Raw genomic sequence first — 16,558 nt, 5'->3', positions numbered from 1 at the left:
CCCGATGCTACGCGGATGGAGGCAGCAGCCCGGATGGAAACGGTCCTGGAGGCGGCACTGCGGGTGCGCGAGGCCGCGCGACGGGGCACGTACGAGGCCGGGAGCGCCCACGCGGTGCTCTCGGCGCTGTCCGAGGTGGTCGACTGTGATCACGCGTCCCTGGCCCGGTGGGATCCCGCGAACCGCCGTCACGTCAGTCTGGCGAACAACTACCCGGAGCGGGCGCGGGAGCACCTGAGCAGCGGGCTGCACGAGGACCCGCTGTTCGCCCTGGTGCGCCGCCCGGGCGGGCTGCTCTGGCTGCATGACGTGCCGGAGGACCTGCGGGCCGCCTCCACCACGATCCGCGATGTCCTCGAACCGTCCGGGTTCGAGGACGGCGTGACCCAGTGCCTCTTCTCCCCGGACGGCCGCTACGTGGGCGTGCTGAACCTCAGCATGAGGCGGCGGCGGCAGCGGCTTCGGCCCACCGACCTCGTCCTGGCTCTGCTCGGCGACTGCCTGGCAGCGGCCGTAGACGTCCTCGCGCCGGCAGGCTCCGTCGGCCTGCCGGCGGACTCCCCCGCCGACACGTGGACGCTGGCGGTACCCGACCCGCCACGGGCGGCCCCCCTGCCCCTCAGCGGTCGCGTCCCGGCCTGGCTCGGTGACGCGGTGCCGCTGGGCGACGTCGTACGGCGTGCGGCCGCGCGGCGGACCCTGCCCGCCACGATCCTCGTGCCCCACGGGCAGCGGCTGCTCGAACTGCGGCTCACCCGCCGGGGCACCGCGACGCTCGCGGTGTGCCGTCGCGTGACGCCCCCGGGCGGGCTCTCACCGCGTGAACTGGACGTCCTGGCCGAGCTCACCACCGGGCTCACCAACCGGGAGATCGCCGAACGCCTCTTCGTGAGCGTGCGCACCGTCGCCACACACGTCGAGCACATCCTCGCCAAGCTGGACCTCCCCAACCGCGTGGCGGCCGCGAGCCGCGCCACGGCCTGGGGGCTGGAGCCAAAGCCTCCACCACCTGCCGACCCCGTCGCCGCGGCCCCCCGAGCCGCCCTGCGCCAGGTGACTCCCCTCGGCAGCTGAACCTGCGGGATGCGCACATGCGCAATGGCGGGGCAGTGGCCGTCAACGTCGACAACATCGCCGTGGGCGGCGCCCACCGGATCACCGAGCAGGTCAACCGGACGACCGGAGCGGCAGTTCGGGCACCGCACCCGGCCGACAGTGAGTCCTGCCGAGTCCCGGCTCAGCGGCGACCAGGCGCACGCGGCCCGCACCATGTGGGACGCCATCGAGCTGCTGCCGCTGATCCAGTTCGACTACGGGGTGGAGACCGAGGCCAACGGCTACGCCCACCGCAACACCGACCTGACCGTCACTCCGTCGACCATCGGCGGTGCCGTGGACGCGGGCACCGTCACCTCGACCGGGCTGGAGGTCTCGTACGACGACGGAGCCACCTGGCAGAAGGCCGACCTGAACCGGTCCGGGCCTCCTTGCAGACCGCTGTGAAGGCCCCGAAGTCGGCGCCCTACGTCTCCATTCGCGTCACCGCGTCGGACAGCAAGGGCAACACCGCGACCCAGACCGTGATCAGATGGGTTCCGTGGAGATGAGCCGGGCCCGGGCTGTTGCGTTCGTGCAGCGGATCATGGACGCGGATTACGCCTCCGAAGCGGAGGTAGGCAACTGGCTGGACATGCTCGACAGGGCCCTGGCATGTCCAACTGGGCACGTCGGGCGACTTGATCTTCTGGCCGTCCGAGCGAGAACTCTCGGCCGATGAGGTGGTCGATCAGGCCTCGGCGTATCGGCCGATCGCCTTGTGAGGACCCCGTTCATTTCCGGATCCGCATGACGAGGACTGCGGTGGCAACGGTGCCCAGGGAGACACAACCGTGTTTGTCGAAGGGGTCGACGTCGGTTTGGCACTGGTCGGGTAGGCCCGCCGCGTCACTGCACTGGGCGACAGGAGTGCTCCCATAGGGGGAAGTGGGGGAATTGGGCCGCCCGCGACCTGGGAAATACCTGGTCACATCAGGGCGGGTGGCCCAAACCCTCCACTTGACATGGGTATCGAGGTGTTGCGATGACTACGTACGCGGGACTGCCTCTCAGACTGTCGAAAAGCCTTACATGTAGGCGAGTTAGGTATGGCGCACACCAGCCACGAAGCTCGCCCATGCCTCCGCCGACACGGTGAGATGCGGATGCTCGGGCCGCTTGGAGTCCCGCACGAGCACGCCAGGCGGGATGAAAGCGGCCTCTACACACTCGGTCCCACTGCCGCCGCTGTAAGAGGATTTGAACCAGTGCACTTCTGCCGACTTCGCCATCAAGGCTCCCTGCTAATCCGTTCGATGAGCTCAGCAGAGGACTCGAAGTCGAGTGCCTGGGCGCTGAGGTATTCGAACGCCAATCTATAACGCTCCAGTTCCTGTGGCTTCTCCATGAAGAGGCCGCCGCCGATGAGGTCCACGTACACCACGTCGAGTTCGGGAGCTTGTCCGCGGAGGACGGCGAAGCTGCCGACGGCTGCTGCGTGTGCACCGCATGCGAACGGCAGCACCTGGACGGTGATACGTGGTCGTTGGGACACAGCCAGCAGGTGCTCCATCTGCTGCCGCATGACCTCTCGGCCGCCCACCTGGCGCCGGATCGCCGCCTCGTCGATCACACACCAGATGTGTGGTGGCTCCTCGCGATCCAACAACTCCTGCCGTTTCATGCGAATGTCGACCATGTGCTGAACCTCGCGCTCCGGGCACTGCACCTCCGAAGCCCGGTGTACGGCTTCGGCGTATGCGCGAGTCTGGAGCAGGCCGGGGATGTACATGCAGGCGTAGTGGTCCTCGCGCACGACCTCGTCTTCGAGGGTGAGCATGAGGTTCATGGACTCGGGGATGGGGTCGGCGAGGGAGCGCCACCAGCCTTGGATCTTGGCGCCCTTGGCCAGTTCTACAAGCGCTAGACGTTCCTCGTCCGTGGCGCCGTACTCACGGCAAAGGGCGTCGACGGCCGGCCACTTCACCGTCCCTTCCTTTGTTTCGTAGCGGCTGAGTGTCGCCTTCGAGATGCCGACTCGAGCGCCCGCCTCCTCCAGAGTTAGTCCCTTCAGTTCTCGAAGTCGACGTAGGTCGGCTCCCAGTTGGCGCCTACGGGTAGTTGGTCCAACTGCCATGCGTGTGGCCCTTCCTGCCGCTGCGGTAGATCGTCGTCGCCTCTCGGGAGAGACGGCAAGGTGGCGTGCGCCGGGGCGCGTTGTGCGGTGCCGTGCTCCTCTTCACCGGATACGAGAGTTCCATTTTGAAACTCTCACTGCAACTCTTGGTTGTTGTGAGGCCACGGAGCGCACAGAGCACCACAGACAGTGTGAGCGAGGAAGCGGAGTACGTCATGGAGTGCACCGGATGTATGCCAAGAAGGATGTGGGAGCTGCCGTTCCTGGCGCAGGCGGAAGAAGTTGCCGCTTTGCGGCGACTGTTGCGGCTCCACTTGGAGCTTTGGGGCTTGCAGGAAGTTAGCGAAGCTGCCCAGTTGTGCGTTAGCGAACTCGTCGCCAACGTCATCAAGCACGTGGGGCCCGCGACCCCGACCACGCTCGCCGTCTTCATGAACGGCACCCGCTTGCGCATCGAAGTCCACGACCCCGACCCCCGTGCCCTCGCGGTCCTGGCGGACGTGGACTCGGACGCCGAGACGGGGCGAGGTATCGCCCTCATCGACGCCATCACCGACCGTTGGGGCGTCGACCTCACCGCCGGGCGCAAGGCCACGTGGTGTGAGTTGCGCACGCGTCTCACTGCGGCCGACGGGCACATCACAGGCCCTCGTATGGCACGAGCCGCGCACGTGCTCGGGCTCTACACCGAGGTGGCGAAGCTGCCACAAGGGACCCGGCTCACTCGGCTGGGGACGGCGGTAGCGGAGGAGACGGCGATCAACGTGATCGCCGATCTCCTCCACTGGCTCGGCGCCCATGGCCGGGACCCGGACGAGGTACTGGAGCGAGCCCAGACCCACTTCCAGGCCGAGGCCGAACCCGCTGATTTTTAGCAGTGCTGCGGATCAGCTCGCCGTGATGGCCGAGTACGTCCACACGTCGGCCGGGAGTTCGTGCTTCAAACGCCAGGTGACCGCCATTGGCTTGCTGCCTGTATGGGATTGGTAGGTCGCCGGGCCGAGGAGCATCCACGGTTGGGGTTTCCCTATGTCGGTGTTCTTGTATCGCCGTATGAACAACAGGACTTGACTCCCGCGCTGGTCGTGTTGCTGGTAGCGCGTGCCTGTGCGGGAGTTGGCCTCCGTGGTGTTCTGCGACTCCCAGTGGAAGAGTGTTGGGCTCAGCGCGTAGTCCTTGTAACGGACGGTTGGCGAGAAGTCCTTTTCGTTCTTCTCCGACGTGATGAACAGAGCGTCTGTCTGAAGCTCTTCGACCCACTGCACGCCCTGGCTCCAGAACAGGGGCATCTGGCCGCCGAAGCGTGCCACACCGAGCGCAGCAAGGATCTCGGAACGGTTGTACGCACTGTGGATCTTCAGCGGGACGTGGCCGAGACGACCGGGCAGCGGGATGGGGAAGTGGTCGGCCCGCTCAATGACGTACGACAGCAGCTGCCTGAGCTCGTCACGGAATACCCGCTGAGAGCGAAGGGTTTCGAGACCTTCCTGGAAGCTCGTGAAGCCTCCCGCGTTGTCCCATAGGTTGAAGAAGAGCATGCGGGCGTACGCCTGATCGGTGTAGCTCAGTTCCTCGTACGGTGGAGCGCCATCCTGGAGGAGGCGGAGATAGGCATCTGCGCGCTCTGGGTCGTCCACGTGGAGAAAGGCGTGGACCCGCTTGAGTAGTGTCGCTTCCTCGGCTGGCGCCGGCTCCTCGATCAGGCCGGCACGGCGCAGGACGGTCGTCCAGGAGTTTTCCCTCCTGTAGAGCTCCTTGATCTCCCGACGGCTCTCCCTGAGGTAGTCGGCAAGGCGCGGCGTGCTGTAGGCCTTGACCTCCTTCACCAACGTCTTCACCGTGGCGTTCACTTGGGCCCGGATGTTGTCGAGAATGAGGTCCTTGGACTTGCCCTCCAGGATGATCTGGCAGCCGGACGGCAGTTGCGGGAAGTCGTGCTCGATGTGATCGACGAGCCGGTTCCGCGAGAGGTCGGTCAGTGCCCGGAACTGCTCCTCGAAGCGGAACTCCGCCCTGTGCTGTCCGATGAAGTCGAGAATCGTGAGCACCGGCTTCGTCTCGGTGCGCCTAAGCCCCCGGCCCAGTTGCTGGAGGAAGATCGTGGCGCTGTTGGTGGGGCGTAGGAGGAGCAGCGTGTCGACGTCAGGAATGTCCAGGCCTTCATTGAACAGGTCGACGGAGAAGAGCACCTGGAGGTTTCCGTCGCGCAGGTCAGACAAGGCCTGGGCGCGCACGTCAGGGGGTGAGTCGCTGTCGAGCGCCACGGCTTTGAAACCGGCCTCGCGGAAGAAGTCCGCCATGAAGTGTGCGTGCGCCTTGGTCACGCAGAACCCGAGCGCGCGCATGGCTCCCGGGTTGGAGACCTTGTCCCGGATCTGCTTCACCACGATCCGGGCGCGGGCGTGGTTGCCCGTGTAGACGTTGCCGAGCTCTTGGTCGGCGTATGAGCCCTTTTGCCAGCCCAGGTTCGTCAGATCGGTGCCGTCAGGGATGCCGAAGTAGTGGAAGGGGCACAGCAGGTCGTTTTCCAGAGCTTCCCACAACCGCATCTCGGCAGCGATCCGGCCTTCGAAGAACTCGTCCTGGACGTTGAGCCCGTCCATCCGCTCGGGGGTCGCCGTCAGACCGAGGAGCTCCTTGGGCGTGAAGTGGTCGATGACCCGCCTGTACGTGGTCGCGGTGGCGTGATGGAACTCATCGACGACGATGATGTCGAAGTGATCGGGAGCGAGTTGCTCGAGGCGCTGGACATTGAGCGATTGGACGCTGGCGAAGACGTGGTTCCAGTCGCGCGGGTCTTGCCCCGCGTACAGCAGCTCCCCGAACGACGCGTCGTCCAGCACCTCCCGGTAGGTGCGTAGAGACTGCTTGAGGATCTCCTTGCGATGGGCCACGAACAGCACCCTCGGCCGGCCGCCGTCCGCCTCTCGGCACAGGTTGCGGTAGTCGAGGGCAGCCATGACCGTCTTTCCGGTACCGGTGGCTGCGACCAGCAGGTTCCGGTGCCGCCCACGGAGCTCCCGCTCGACGGTGAGCCGCTCCAGCATGTCCCGCTGGTGCGGGAAGGGGCGTACCTCGAGGCCGGAAAGGTTGATCTTCATGTCGGCGGTGGAGCTGGTGCCACTTGCCTGGGCCAGCGCTCCATCGAGGCGTTCACCGTGGAGATCGGGGTCGTACGTCTCGAAAGCCGTGTCGTTCCAGTACGCGTCGAATGTCGCCTCGAACTTGTCCAGTACGGCGGGGGTGGCGACGGACGACAGCCGTACGTTCCACTCCAGGCCGTCGAGCAGTGCGGCTCTGGACAGGTTCGAGCTGCCGACGTAGGCAGTGTCGAAGCCCGTCTTGCGCCGGAACAGCCAGGCTTTGGCGTGCAGGCGTGTGGAGCGGATCTCGTAGTTGATCTTGACGGTCGCGCCGAAGTCCCGCACCAGCCGGTCGAGTGCGTGACGGTCGGTGGCCCCCATGTACGTGGTCGTGATGACCCGAATCTGTACGCCGCGCTCCTTGGCGGCGCGAAGAGCGTCCTCCAGGACCCGGATGCCGTACCACTTCACGAACGCGCAGAGCAGGTCGATACGGTCCGCGGTCGCGAGCTCGGCCCGCAGCTCGGCACCCAGGCTGAGGTCCTCCGGCGAGTTCGTGAGCAGCGAGGTCTCGGACAACGGAGTGAGGGGCCGGATTGCGTAGGCGCCCGGCGCCTCCTGCTCGGCGAGGGCGAGCAACTGGCGGGGACCTTCGACGACCGTGCTTATGGGCTCGGTGCCGGTCTGGCCGGTGGTGGCGGTGGTCAGAGATTCCAGGATCTTGTTGACGAAGGGGACCCGCTGATCGGAGGGGAGTTGGGTGAGGGTGCGGGCGACCACTTCACCGACGTGCCGAGCCAGAACGTGAGGCGAGGACTCCTTGCTGACCTCGGCGTCGATGGCCCTCCACCCCGTGGCCTCGAGCTGTCCCAGCTCATTGCGTACGTCCTCAGTGATCAGCTTCTCGTACACGCCCGCGGTCGGCTGCTCCAGGTCCCGTGCCTTTGCCACCTTGCCCCCTGGTGAAAGTTAATGGCTCTGTTCTAACAGGACCTACTGACAGCGACATACGTGGAAGCGGCTTTGCCCGCGAAAACGGGCGCTGACTCATCTTCTGTACCGCTCCTACGGAGAGTGGGAGGAGTCGATGCCGGTTTGGTGGCTGCGGAGTCCCGGTGAGGTAGTCCTAGCCCCCGGTTGTTCAGGCTTTGGGGCGTATGGTCGAGCCACCGCTCGTACCAGGCAAGGAAGTCCGTTGCCGAGGACACATCGGGGCCTTCGCCAGCGCCCGGGCTCCGCAGCCCCACGGCACGTTGACGGATGGGGAGTCGACCAAAGCACTGCATGCCCCCCAGTTCGTACGGGCGCACCCGAAACGGGCCGCCGGAGATGAACCGCCCCCGGGGCAAAGGCCGGTAGGCCGTTGCCCCGGGGGCCCGGGGTCACTCAGCAGCAGCGGCTCTGTGGGTTCGCCTCGCGGTGGCGGGAGCGGTGGCGTTCGTAGGCCCGGCGGGTCGGCACCGGTTCGCCGGGGTGCTGCTCCTCGAACCGCCGGCAGTGGCGTTCGTAGTCCGCCGTGCCCGAGATCTCCCTCAGGTACCAGCGGACGCCTCGCAGCAGCCGGGTCAGGGGACCGAGGAGTGCCGCCGTTCTGCTGTCCGCGCTCATTCCCGGTCGGCCTGCCCCGCGGACGCTCCGGCCAGCATCCTGGAGTCGGCCGTGGGGACGGTGATCGTGGACTCCACGTACGGGGTCTCCGTCGTCGGCAGCGGCTGCGCGGAGCGTACGGCCCGGACGCAGACGACGGCCGCGTGGCCGATCACCAGCGCGACCAGGACGAGGAAGACGGCCATGATGACACCGTCCACCGTGGAGTTGAGCACCACCGTCTTCATGTCGTCGAGCGACTTCGCCGGGGCGAGGATCCTCCCGTCGTCGATCGCGTCCGCGTACAGCCGGCGCTGAGCGAAGAAACCGATCTTCGGGTTGCTGTCGAAGATCTTCTGCCAGCCGGCGCTGAACGTGACGGCCACGTCCCACACCAGCGGGACGCCCGTGACCCAGGCCCAGCGCAGTTTGCCCGCCTTGATGAGGAGGGTCGTGCCCACGGCCAGCGCGATGGCCGCGAGAAGCTGGTTGGCGATGCCGAACAGCGGGAAGAGCTGGTTGACCCCGCCGAGCGGGTCCGTGGCGCCGACATAGAGGAAGTAGCCCCACAGGCCGACGATGACGGCGCTGGTCATCCAGATGCCCGGCTTCCAGGTGACCCGGCCGATCGGCTTCCAGACGTTGCCGAGCATGTCCTGGAGCATGAAGCGGCCGACCCGGGTGCCGGCGTCCACCGTGGTGAGGATGAACAGCGCCTCGAACATGATGGCGAAGTGGTACCAGAACGCCTTCATGGCGTGCCCGCCGAACACTCCGGAGAAGATCTCCGCCATGCCGAAGGCGAGGGTCGGCGCACCACCGGTACGGGCGATCAGGGTCTGCTCCTCCACCGAGTGGGCGGCCGCCGCCAGGGCGTCCGGGCTGATGGTGAAGCCGAGGTTCGCCACTGCCTGGGAGGCACTTTCCACCGTGGTGCCCAGCAGACCGGCCGGGGCGTTCATCGCGTAGTACAGGCCGGGGTCGAGCACGGACGCCGCGACGAGTGCCATCACGGCGACGAACGACTCCATGAGCATCGCGCCGTAGCCGATGAGCCGGACCTGCGATTCCTTCTGGATGAGCTTGGGGGTGGTGCCGGAGGACACGAGGGCGTGGAAGCCGGACAGGGCACCGCAGGCGATCGTGATGAACAGGAACGGGAACAGCGCCCCGGCGAACACCGGCCCGGTCCCCGACGAGGCGAAGGGGCTCACGGCGTCGTTCTTCAGCATCGGTGCGGTGAACACGACGCCGACCGCGAGCAGCACGATCGTGCCGACCTTCATGAACGTCGACAGGTAGTCGCGCGGTGCCAGCAGCATCCACACGGGCAGCACGGAGGCGACGAAACCGTAGCCGACGAGGCAGAAGACCAGGGTGGTCGGCGCCCAGGTGAAGGTGTCAGCGAGGGAGGAGTTCTCGACCCATCCGCCGCCGGCGATCGCGAGCAGCAGGAGGGCGACGCCGATGAGGCTGGTCTCGATCACCCGGCCGGGCCTCAGGTAACGCAGGTAGAAGCCCATGAACAGGGCGATGGGGATCGTCATGGCCACCGAGAAGGTGCCCCAGGGCGATGACGCCAACGCGTTGACGACCACGAGGGCCAGCACGGCCAGCAGGATGATCATGATGGCCAGGACGGCGATCAGCGCCGCGGCGCCGCCCACCCGGCCGATCTCCTCGCGGGCCATCTGGCCGAGGCTCTTCCCGTCCCGCCGCATGGAGACGAAGAGCACCACCATGTCCTGGACGGCTCCGGCGAATATCACGCCGACGACGATCCAGATCGTGCCCGGGAGGTAGCCCATCTGCGCCGCCATGACGGGACCCACGAGCGGCCCGGCGCCCGCGATGGCGGCGAAGTGGTGGCCGAACAGCACACGCCGGTCGGTGGGCTGGAAGTCGATCCCGTCATCGATGCGCTCGGCGGGTGTGGCGCGGCGGTCGTCGACTTCCAGGACACGGCGGGCGATGAAGCGCGAGTAGAAACGGTAGGCGATCGCGTATGAGCCGACCGCTGCCACGACCAGCCAGATGGCTGAGATCTCCTCGCCCCTGGCCAGGGCGATCAAGCCCCAGGCGACGGCGCCGACCAGAGCGACGCCCGTCCATGTGAGGATCGTTTTCGGGGTGGGGCGCGTGGTGCTGCGGGCGCCGTTGACGGACACAGGGGCTCCAGGGGTTTGGGGACGACTCTCGTACGTCACGGGAAGTGATGTTCAGGAGTTCGAGAGGGAGTTGCCGTTGGCCGTGGGACGCTGCTGTTCCCTTCCCAGCCGCCGGAAGGCGAGGGCGCCCAGGACCAGTGGGGGGGCCCAGCAGTACCCATGCGAACTGGTACCAGTAGAAGAAGGGCCAGCCGAGCAGCCGCGGTTCCGCCCTCATGTACAGAGGGGCGAGCAGCGGTCCGACGAACACCGCCGCCAGGCACAGTCGGCCGGCCACGCGTGCGGCGGCAGCGTGGCCGACGGGTCGAACCGCCGTCGTCGGCCCGGCCGCGGAAGGCCGTTCTTCAGCCATGCGCCAACACCTCTTCCCTTCTCATCGCGAACGTCGTTCGGGCAGCTGGTGGCCCCGCTGCGCGCGTAAACATCTCGACGTCACCGGTCTGTTCTTTGGCTGGATTGCGTGGTTCACTCCACAACGGTCAGGGGCGAGTTCCTCTCCGCACTGATGACTGATCCGGCCTGACGACGGCCTCCCGGCACGGGGTCTACGTCCGGTAGTTGCGTGTGGACCCACGAGGGTTTACCGCGCGGCCGGGTTTCCACCCCGAGGGCTTTTCCGCCGCCGTCCGGGACGGAGATCCCCGGTCCGCCCCGGGCATCAGGCCCGCGCCGACGCCGCGTTCGCGGTGACCGACGGCGTCGCCGCGCTCGTGCCGGAGCCCTCGCTGGCACCGGCGTACCTGTCCCTCGCCATCGGTTCGGCGCTCGCCCTGTTCGCCTTCCCGCACATGCTCCTGGTGGCCTTCTCCGCCCGCACGGGCGACGTACTGCGCAGGTCGTCCGTCACCCTGTTCGGCTGGACGGTGATGCTCGGACTGTTCGCGCTGTTCGGTGTCGCGGCAGTCGCGGCGGGCGTCCGGCCTCCGCCGGGACGCAGTGAACTGGCGATCCCCCTGCTCGTCCTCGACCTCGCACCGGGGTGGGCGGCCGGACTCCTGCTGGGCGCCGTCATCGTCGCGGCGCTCGTGCCGGCCGCCGTGATGTCGATCGGCGCGGCGACGCTGTTCGCGAGGAACGTCTACCTGGAGTTCGTCAATCCGATGGCGACGGCGGCCCAAGTGACCCGGATGGCCCGGCTGATGTCGCTGGTCGTCAAGGTCGGGGCACTCGTGTTCGCGCTGGGGCTGCGCGACCAGGCCGCGATCAATCTGCACCTGCTCGGAGCGGTGTGGGTGTTGCAGATCCTGCCGGTGATCGTGCTGGGGCTGCTGCGCCGCACGCCCCACCGCGTCTCTCTGCTCACCGGCTGGCTGCTGGGCATGCTGGTCGGCACCGCCCTGGTGAACCACGGAGGGTTCTCCCCCCTGGTCCGGCTGTCGTTCGGCCAGGTGGACTTCCAGGTCTACGCGGGTGTGGTCGGCCTCGCCGTCAATCTCGCGGTCGTGGGGCTGACGAGCCCGCTGCTGGATCGACTGGGCGTGCCGTGTCCGGGCCGTGTCGGAGTGTCATGGACGCGGTGGCGACGGTGCCGTGGACGTCGATGGTGTCGATGCGGCGGGTGCGGGTCGGTGCGTCCGCGGCCGGGCGGCCGGGGGAAAGCGCGCAGTACGCGCTCAGACGGTTCCGGCGGGCTCGGCGGGCTCGGTCACCCCGTGGCACTCCCCGTACGCCCGCCCCGACCCGCACCAGCACTGCGCCCCCCGCTGCGGTGGCCAGGGGACCGCCCGGCCGCGGGCCGCCAGGGTCGTCGCGTACTGGGGCAGCAGGGTCGGGTCGGACGGGGAGGCGGCCTCCGAGGCGGCGAAGGCCTCGTAGGAGGGGACCGTGCCCGTGACGATGCCCAGGTTGGGGGTGCCGGAGGAGGCCAGTTCGCGCAGGGACGCCTCTATCGTCGCCAAGTGGGCCTCGTGGGAGGGGTATTCGGAGGTGAGACCGGCGTAGGCCGTGAGGAGTTCGGACAGTTCTTCCGCCGGCCAGTGGAGGACCGCCACCGGGAAGGGGCGGGAGAGGGCCGCGCGGTAGGCGCCGAGTTCGGCGCGCAGGCGGGTGATCTCCGCTCTCAGCTCGGCCGGGTTCTCCGAGCCGAGGGACCAGACGCGCTTCGGGTCGTGGAGTTCGTCCAGGGGGACCGGGGAGGTGTGGAGGGTGTCGGCCAGCACGTCCCAGTCGTCGTGGGCCGAGCCCAGCATGCGGCGGACGCGGTGGCGGCCGAAGAGGAGGGGGTGGGTGGCGTGCGGGGGTTCCTGGGCGTCCGCGAGTAGCAGTTCCACGCCCTGCGTGAACGTCTCGTGCGCTGGTTCGAGTTCGTCGTGGGCCTCCAGGGACTCCGCGACGATCACCCAGGGGGCCGGGTCGCGGGGGGCCGTGGAACGGACACCCTCGATGATCGCTCTCGCCTCCGCCTCGTGGCCGTACTCCCAGAGGTTGGCGGCTTTGAGGGCCCGGACCAGGTGGGGGTTCTCCAGGTCGGCGGGGGAGGTCAGCAGGCGGTCGTAGAGGGTCGTCGCGGCGGGGCGGTCGCCGGACAGTTCCCGGTGGGCCGCGGCCTGGAGGAGGAGGGCCTCGGCGTCCTCGGGGTACAGATCGGCGGTCCGCTCGAGGCGGGCCGCTTCGGTGGCGTGGTCGGCGTCTTCGGCGGGAGTGGCGGGGCGCATGGGGGACACCGTACTGCCGGACACTGACAAACGTGAGGTATCTGCAGGCCAGGGCCTCACCCCTGTACGTACGCCCCCACCCCCCGTACGTACGCCCCCACGCCCGTTCCACGCCCTCCGCCCCCGTGCACACGCCCCGTCCCGTGCCCTCACCCCCGCTCCCGCGACACCCCCACGCTCACCGCGCCCACCAGCGCCAGCCCCGCCGACATCACCATCGCCACGTCGGCGCCCCGCGCCAGGCTGCCCGTCGACGTGGCGAGGGCGATGGTCAGGGCGACTCCCGCGCAGGAGCCGATGTAGCGGAGGGTCTGCTGGGCGCCGGAACCCATCGCCGCGCGGTCCGGCGGGACCGACTCCACCGACAGCAGGGGCAGCGCGGCGTTCAGCAGGCCGCTGCCCACGCCGCCCACCAGCAGGCCCGGCAGCAGGCGGATCCAGGAGCCGGAGCCGATCGCGCCGAGCATCGTCAGGACGCCGGCCGCGTGGAGGACGAAGCCCAGGACCAGCTGCCGGCGCGGCGGCACCCGTCCCGCCAGACGCTTGGCCTGGAGGGCCACCGTGAAGCCCGTGCCGGACCACAGCAGCAACAGCCAGGCGGTGGTCATCGGCGACATCTTCAGCGTCTGCTGCAGCAGTGCGGGCAGGAAGCTGAAGAGGCCGATCACCGCCAGGCCGGTGAACAGTCCGCCCGCCGAGGAGGCCAGGAAGCGGGGGCGGCGCAGCAGGGACAGGTCGATCATCGGTGTGCCGGTACGGTGCTCCAGCAGCGCGAAAACCCCGAGCAGCGCCACGGCCGCCGCGAGCAGCAGTCCCACCGGCGCCCGCAGCCAGCCGTCCCGGCCCAGGGTCAGGGCGGCCACCAGGGCCACCAGGGCCAGCCCGAAGGTCAGCGCGCCGAGGACGTCCGGCCGGCCGCCCCTCGGCGCGCGGGACTCCGACAGCGCGCGGGTGCCGAGGGCGGCCGCGACCAGGGCGGCGGCGCCCAGGACGCCGTAGGCCGCCCGCCAGTTCGGCAGGGCACCCGTGACCAGCGGGCCGACCGCTATGCCGCCGCTGACGAAGGCGCCCCAGACGCCGGTCGCGTGGAGCCGGCCGCGCGGGGCGGGGAAGGCGTGCACGAGCAGGCCCAGGCTGCTGGCCAGCAGGGCCGCGCTCGCCGCGCCCTGGGCGATGCGGGCCAGCGTGAACTGCCAGGTCGTCGTCGCCAGGGCGCCCAGCACGGTGGTCAGGCCCAGGGTCAGCGTGCCGGTGAGGAAGACGCGGCGGCGCCCGTAGTCGTCGGCCAGGCTGCCGGCGATCAGGAGGAGGGCGGCCAGGCCCAGCGGGGTGCCGTTGAGCAGCCATGCCTGGGCGGAGAGGGGAGTGTGCAGGGCGGCCGCGGTGCCGGGGAGGGTGACCATCGGTGCCGTGTACGTCATCAGGGCCACGGCGGTGGCCGTGCTGGTCACGGCCAGGGTGGCCCGCGGGTGCGGGGGCCCGTCCCGGCGCTTGAGGCGTGGGACGGAGGTGCGGGTGGTGACCGCCGCGGTGGAGGTGGCGGGGGAGTTCAGCCCGGTCATGGGCCCGTCCTTCCGGGGGCTGAGCGGAGAAGATGCATCGCATGGGTTCGGTCATTGAACCGACCTGCCTCCTGAACCGTACCACTCGGTTCGCTCATTGAACCAAGTTCTCGGAAAGTGGCTACAGTGGACGGCATGGCACTGGGCAAGGACTACGCGACACAGGAGTGCTCGATCGCCCGCGCGCTGGAGATCATCGGGGAGCGCTGGACGCTCCTGGTCATTCGCGACGCGCTGTACGGCGTCCGGCGGTACAACGACTTCCTGGTCCACCTCGGCATCCCCCGCGCGGTCCTCGCCGCCCGCCTCCAGACGCTGACCGCGGAGGGGATCCTGGAGAAGCGGCGGTACCAGGACTCGCCGCCCCGGGACGAGTACGTCGTCACCGAGCGCGGGATCGCGCTGTGGCCCATCCTGCGGGCGCTCGGCCTGTGGGGGCGCGAGCACTTCACCGAGGTCCAGCTGCGCTACTTCCGGCACGCGGAGTGCGGCACCGAACTCGGGCCGTACGGCGAGTGCCCCGCCTGTGCAACCGTCGTACCGGTCGAGGACGTCCTCATGGAGCCGGGACCCGGACTCGATCCGGACCCCGCGGATCCGGTCAGCCGGGCACTGCTCGAGCCGAGGCGGCTGCTGCAACCGCTCGAGATCGATCCTGTGTAACGAGTTGCACACCGGTACGGTGAGCCGAAGCCGCCCGTCGGCACCAGAGCACCGCAACGCACATTCAGGGGGAGGGAGTTGACGTGATCCGCGATCGCGTCGCCACGCCTCCCGCCGCCGTGCCGCTGCTCCTGCCCCTCCTCCTGCTGCTTCCGGTCGTCCTGTTCGACACCGGCGCTCTGCCCGGAACCGTGGCCGTCGCGCTCGCCGCGACCGCCGCCGCCGGTTCCGCGCTCGTCGCCCGCGCGGTGCTCGCCTCCCGCTGCGCACCCGCCGCGCCGCCCACCCGGGTGCGTACGGCCGTCCGGGACCGGGACCGCCGTACGGCCTCCCTGCCGCAGCGCGATCCCGGCGCCGCGGGCCGGCCGCGGCCCCGGGCACCCGGGCGCGCCCTTCCGGCGACCACCGTGTAGGGCACCGTCACGCTGGTCACCGTGGCGGTGGTGCCGCCGGCCGCCGCGCTGCACGTGGTGACCAGTACGGCGTGGAGCGCGGTCGAGCGGTTCCTGCTGTACCGGTGAGCACGTGTACGGCCGCACTCCCGCCCCGGGGCTACGGTCCAGTACGTGAACGCGCTCTTGCGGAGTGGAGGTTCACCTTGGACGATCGACCAGTCCTCCGATGGCTGCGTCTGCCGCACCCAGTTCGCCTTCATCGGCCGGGCGCCCGCGATCGAGGGAGTTGGGACACATGAAGCTGCTGCGAGTCGGTACGGCGGGTGCGGAGCGGCCCGCGCTGCTGGACGCGACCGGGGTCCTGCGGGATCTGTCGGGCATCGTCCCGGACATCGACGGCGCTCTGCTCGCCGACGACGCGGCGCTCGGCCGGATCCGCGACGCCGCCGCCGCGGGGGAGCTGCCCGCGCTGGACGGGGCCGGGTCGGACGCGGCCGCGTCGCGGATCGGGCCGCCGCTCGCCCGGATCGGCAAGATCGTGTGCATCGGGCTGAACTACCACGACCACGCCCGCGAGACCGGCGCCGAGCCGCCCGCCGAGCCGGTGATCTTCTTCAAGGCGCCGGACACCGTGGTCGGGCCGAACGACACCGTGCTCGTGCCGCGCGGCTCCGCCAAGACCGACTGGGAGGTGGAGCTGGCGGTCGTCATCGGCCGTACGGCCCGCTACCTGGAGTCGCACGAGGAGGCGCTCGCGCACGTCGCCGGGTACGCGGTGGCGCACGACGTCTCCGAGCGGGAGTTCCAGATCGAGCGCGGCGGGACCTGGGACAAGGGGAAGAACTGCGAGACGTTCAACCCGCTCGGCCCCTGGCTGGTCACCGCCGACGAGGTCCCCGACCCGCAGGCGCTGCCGCTGCGCCTGTGGGTCAACGGCGAGCTGAAGCAGGACGGGACGACCGCCGACCAGATCTTCCCCGTCGCCGAAGTCGTGCGCTACGTCAGCCAGTTCATGACCCTGTACCCCGGTGACGTCATCAACACCGGTACGCCGGCCGGTGTGGCCCTGGGGCAGCCCGAGCCCAAGCCGTACCTGCGGGGCGGGGACGTGGTCGAGCTGGAGATCGAAGGACTCGGGCGGCAGCGGCAGGAGCTCAAGGACGCGTAGGCGCTCCGCCGGCGGGGTCGGGGAACCGCGGGTGGTCTCGTGTCCGCGGCGCCGTCGTGGCTCGTCGCGCCCGCGCGGCGAAGCCGCATATCGTCACAGCCCCGCG

Annotated in this window: 14 protein-coding genes and 3 pseudogenes; 8 read left to right on the top strand and 9 right to left on the bottom strand. The window is 69.2% G+C overall.

The annotated features are described in order from the left end of the window. Positions 1-15 precede the first annotated feature (15 nt). From ACFY4A_RS10920 to ACFY4A_RS10910, 3 genes and pseudogenes are all read left to right on the top strand, one after another. Entirely contained in the window at positions 16-1,074 is a 1,059-nt protein-coding gene (locus ACFY4A_RS10920; protein WP_390829088.1) for a response regulator transcription factor, read from the top strand. Between the two features lie 141 nt (positions 1,075-1,215). After that, positions 1,216-1,503 (top strand): hypothetical protein, encoded by a 288-nt coding sequence (locus ACFY4A_RS10915; RefSeq protein ID WP_390829087.1) that lies wholly within the window; start codon positions 1,216-1,218, stop codon positions 1,501-1,503. 85 nt (positions 1,504-1,588) lie between these two features. Next, positions 1,589-1,820, top strand: a pseudogene (locus tag ACFY4A_RS10910) (e9imm peptide). 318 nt (positions 1,821-2,138) lie between these two features. Here ACFY4A_RS10910 and ACFY4A_RS10905 read toward each other — a convergent pair. Together ACFY4A_RS10905 and ACFY4A_RS10900 are read right to left on the bottom strand one after the other, a co-directional pair. Then, positions 2,139-2,327: a DUF397 domain-containing protein gene (locus ACFY4A_RS10905; protein WP_390829086.1), complete on the bottom strand. Its 189-nt coding sequence runs from the start codon at positions 2,325-2,327 to the stop codon at positions 2,139-2,141. Then, positions 2,327-3,172, bottom strand: a complete 846-nt coding sequence (locus tag ACFY4A_RS10900; protein WP_390829085.1) for a helix-turn-helix domain-containing protein — start codon at positions 3,170-3,172, stop codon at positions 2,327-2,329. The genes ACFY4A_RS10905 and ACFY4A_RS10900 overlap by 1 nt, the downstream gene beginning before the upstream one ends. Positions 3,173-3,387: 215 nt before the next feature. Between ACFY4A_RS10900 and ACFY4A_RS10895 the strand changes: the two genes are divergently transcribed. Then, the gene (locus ACFY4A_RS10895) at positions 3,388-4,047 is read left to right on the top strand and encodes an ATP-binding protein (protein WP_390829191.1); all 660 of its coding nucleotides are present in this window, start codon (positions 3,388-3,390) and stop codon (positions 4,045-4,047) included. Between the two features lie 12 nt (positions 4,048-4,059). On the opposite strand, the gene ACFY4A_RS10890 is transcribed toward ACFY4A_RS10895, so the two are convergent. From ACFY4A_RS10890 to ACFY4A_RS10875, 4 genes and pseudogenes are all read right to left on the bottom strand, one after another. Further along, the gene (locus tag ACFY4A_RS10890) at positions 4,060-7,206 is read right to left on the bottom strand and encodes a DUF3427 domain-containing protein (protein WP_390829084.1); all 3,147 of its coding nucleotides are present in this window, start codon (positions 7,204-7,206) and stop codon (positions 4,060-4,062) included. A gap of 435 nt (positions 7,207-7,641) precedes the next feature. After that, positions 7,642-7,863: a YbdD/YjiX family protein gene (locus tag ACFY4A_RS10885; RefSeq protein ID WP_390829083.1), complete on the bottom strand. Its 222-nt coding sequence runs from the start codon at positions 7,861-7,863 to the stop codon at positions 7,642-7,644. Continuing rightward, positions 7,860-10,010 (bottom strand): carbon starvation CstA family protein, encoded by a 2,151-nt coding sequence (locus ACFY4A_RS10880; protein WP_390829082.1) that lies wholly within the window; start codon positions 10,008-10,010, stop codon positions 7,860-7,862. The genes ACFY4A_RS10885 and ACFY4A_RS10880 overlap by 4 nt, the downstream gene beginning before the upstream one ends. A gap of 157 nt (positions 10,011-10,167) precedes the next feature. Continuing rightward, positions 10,168-10,362: pseudogene (locus ACFY4A_RS10875) on the bottom strand (DUF3311 domain-containing protein); the annotation flags it as partial. A 436-nt stretch (positions 10,363-10,798) separates the two neighbouring features. Between ACFY4A_RS10875 and ACFY4A_RS10870 the strand changes: the two are divergent. After that, positions 10,799-11,227 (top strand): annotated as a pseudogene (locus tag ACFY4A_RS10870) (sodium:solute symporter); the annotation flags it as partial. 211 nt (positions 11,228-11,438) lie between these two features. On the opposite strand, the gene ACFY4A_RS10865 reads toward ACFY4A_RS10870, so the two are convergent. The 3 genes from ACFY4A_RS10865 to ACFY4A_RS10855 form a co-directional block, all read right to left on the bottom strand. Further along, positions 11,439-11,669 (bottom strand): nuclear transport factor 2 family protein, encoded by a 231-nt coding sequence (locus ACFY4A_RS10865; protein WP_390829081.1) that lies wholly within the window; start codon positions 11,667-11,669, stop codon positions 11,439-11,441. Further along, the gene (locus ACFY4A_RS10860; RefSeq protein WP_390829080.1) at positions 11,624-12,664 is read right to left on the bottom strand and encodes an SEC-C domain-containing protein; all 1,041 of its coding nucleotides are present in this window, start codon (positions 12,662-12,664) and stop codon (positions 11,624-11,626) included. The genes ACFY4A_RS10865 and ACFY4A_RS10860 overlap by 46 nt, the downstream gene beginning before the upstream one ends. A 149-nt stretch (positions 12,665-12,813) precedes the next feature. Then, positions 12,814-14,226 (bottom strand): MFS transporter, encoded by a 1,413-nt coding sequence (locus ACFY4A_RS10855; protein ID WP_390829079.1) that lies wholly within the window; start codon positions 14,224-14,226, stop codon positions 12,814-12,816. Between the two features lie 135 nt (positions 14,227-14,361). Here ACFY4A_RS10855 and ACFY4A_RS10850 point away from each other — a divergent pair, with 135 nt between their 5' ends. The 3 genes from ACFY4A_RS10850 to ACFY4A_RS10840 all read left to right on the top strand — a co-directional run bounded on the left by ACFY4A_RS10850 (position 14,362) and on the right by ACFY4A_RS10840 (position 16,452). Beyond that, positions 14,362-14,889: a winged helix-turn-helix transcriptional regulator gene (locus ACFY4A_RS10850; RefSeq protein ID WP_390829078.1), complete on the top strand. Its 528-nt coding sequence runs from the start codon at positions 14,362-14,364 to the stop codon at positions 14,887-14,889. 83 nt (positions 14,890-14,972) lie between these two features. Beyond that, positions 14,973-15,302: a DUF6412 domain-containing protein gene (locus tag ACFY4A_RS10845; RefSeq protein WP_390829077.1), complete on the top strand. Its 330-nt coding sequence runs from the start codon at positions 14,973-14,975 to the stop codon at positions 15,300-15,302. A 277-nt stretch (positions 15,303-15,579) separates the two neighbouring features. Further along, positions 15,580-16,452, top strand: a complete 873-nt coding sequence (locus ACFY4A_RS10840) for a fumarylacetoacetate hydrolase family protein (RefSeq protein WP_390829076.1) — start codon at positions 15,580-15,582, stop codon at positions 16,450-16,452. Positions 16,453-16,558: the final 106 nt, after the last annotated feature.

The sequence above is a fragment of the Streptomyces sp. NPDC001292 genome (assembly GCF_042896465.1).
In the GTDB taxonomy this organism is placed as follows: Bacteria; Actinomycetota; Actinomycetes; order Streptomycetales; family Streptomycetaceae; genus Streptomyces.
The sequence above is the reverse complement of the archived record's forward strand: the minus strand, read 5'-3'. Positions and strand labels throughout refer to the sequence as shown.

Coding starts and splice junctions, on each gene's coding strand:
- ACFY4A_RS10900 (WP_390829085.1), bottom strand. CDS start 3,172: ATGGCAGTTGGACCAACTACCCGTAGGCGCCAACTGGGAGCCGACCTA.
- ACFY4A_RS10840 (WP_390829076.1), top strand. CDS start 15,580: ATGAAGCTGCTGCGAGTCGGTACGGCGGGTGCGGAGCGGCCCGCGCTG.
- ACFY4A_RS10855 (WP_390829079.1), bottom strand. CDS start 14,226: ATGACCGGGCTGAACTCCCCCGCCACCTCCACCGCGGCGGTCACCACC.
- ACFY4A_RS10905 (WP_390829086.1), bottom strand. CDS start 2,327: ATGGCGAAGTCGGCAGAAGTGCACTGGTTCAAATCCTCTTACAGCGGC.
- ACFY4A_RS10860 (WP_390829080.1), bottom strand. CDS start 12,664: ATGCGCCCCGCCACTCCCGCCGAAGACGCCGACCACGCCACCGAAGCG.
- ACFY4A_RS10885 (WP_390829083.1), bottom strand. CDS start 7,863: ATGAGCGCGGACAGCAGAACGGCGGCACTCCTCGGTCCCCTGACCCGG.
- ACFY4A_RS10895 (WP_390829191.1), top strand. CDS start 3,388: ATGGAGTGCACCGGATGTATGCCAAGAAGGATGTGGGAGCTGCCGTTC.
- ACFY4A_RS10850 (WP_390829078.1), top strand. CDS start 14,362: ATGGCACTGGGCAAGGACTACGCGACACAGGAGTGCTCGATCGCCCGC.
- ACFY4A_RS10920 (WP_390829088.1), top strand. CDS start 16: ATGGAGGCAGCAGCCCGGATGGAAACGGTCCTGGAGGCGGCACTGCGG.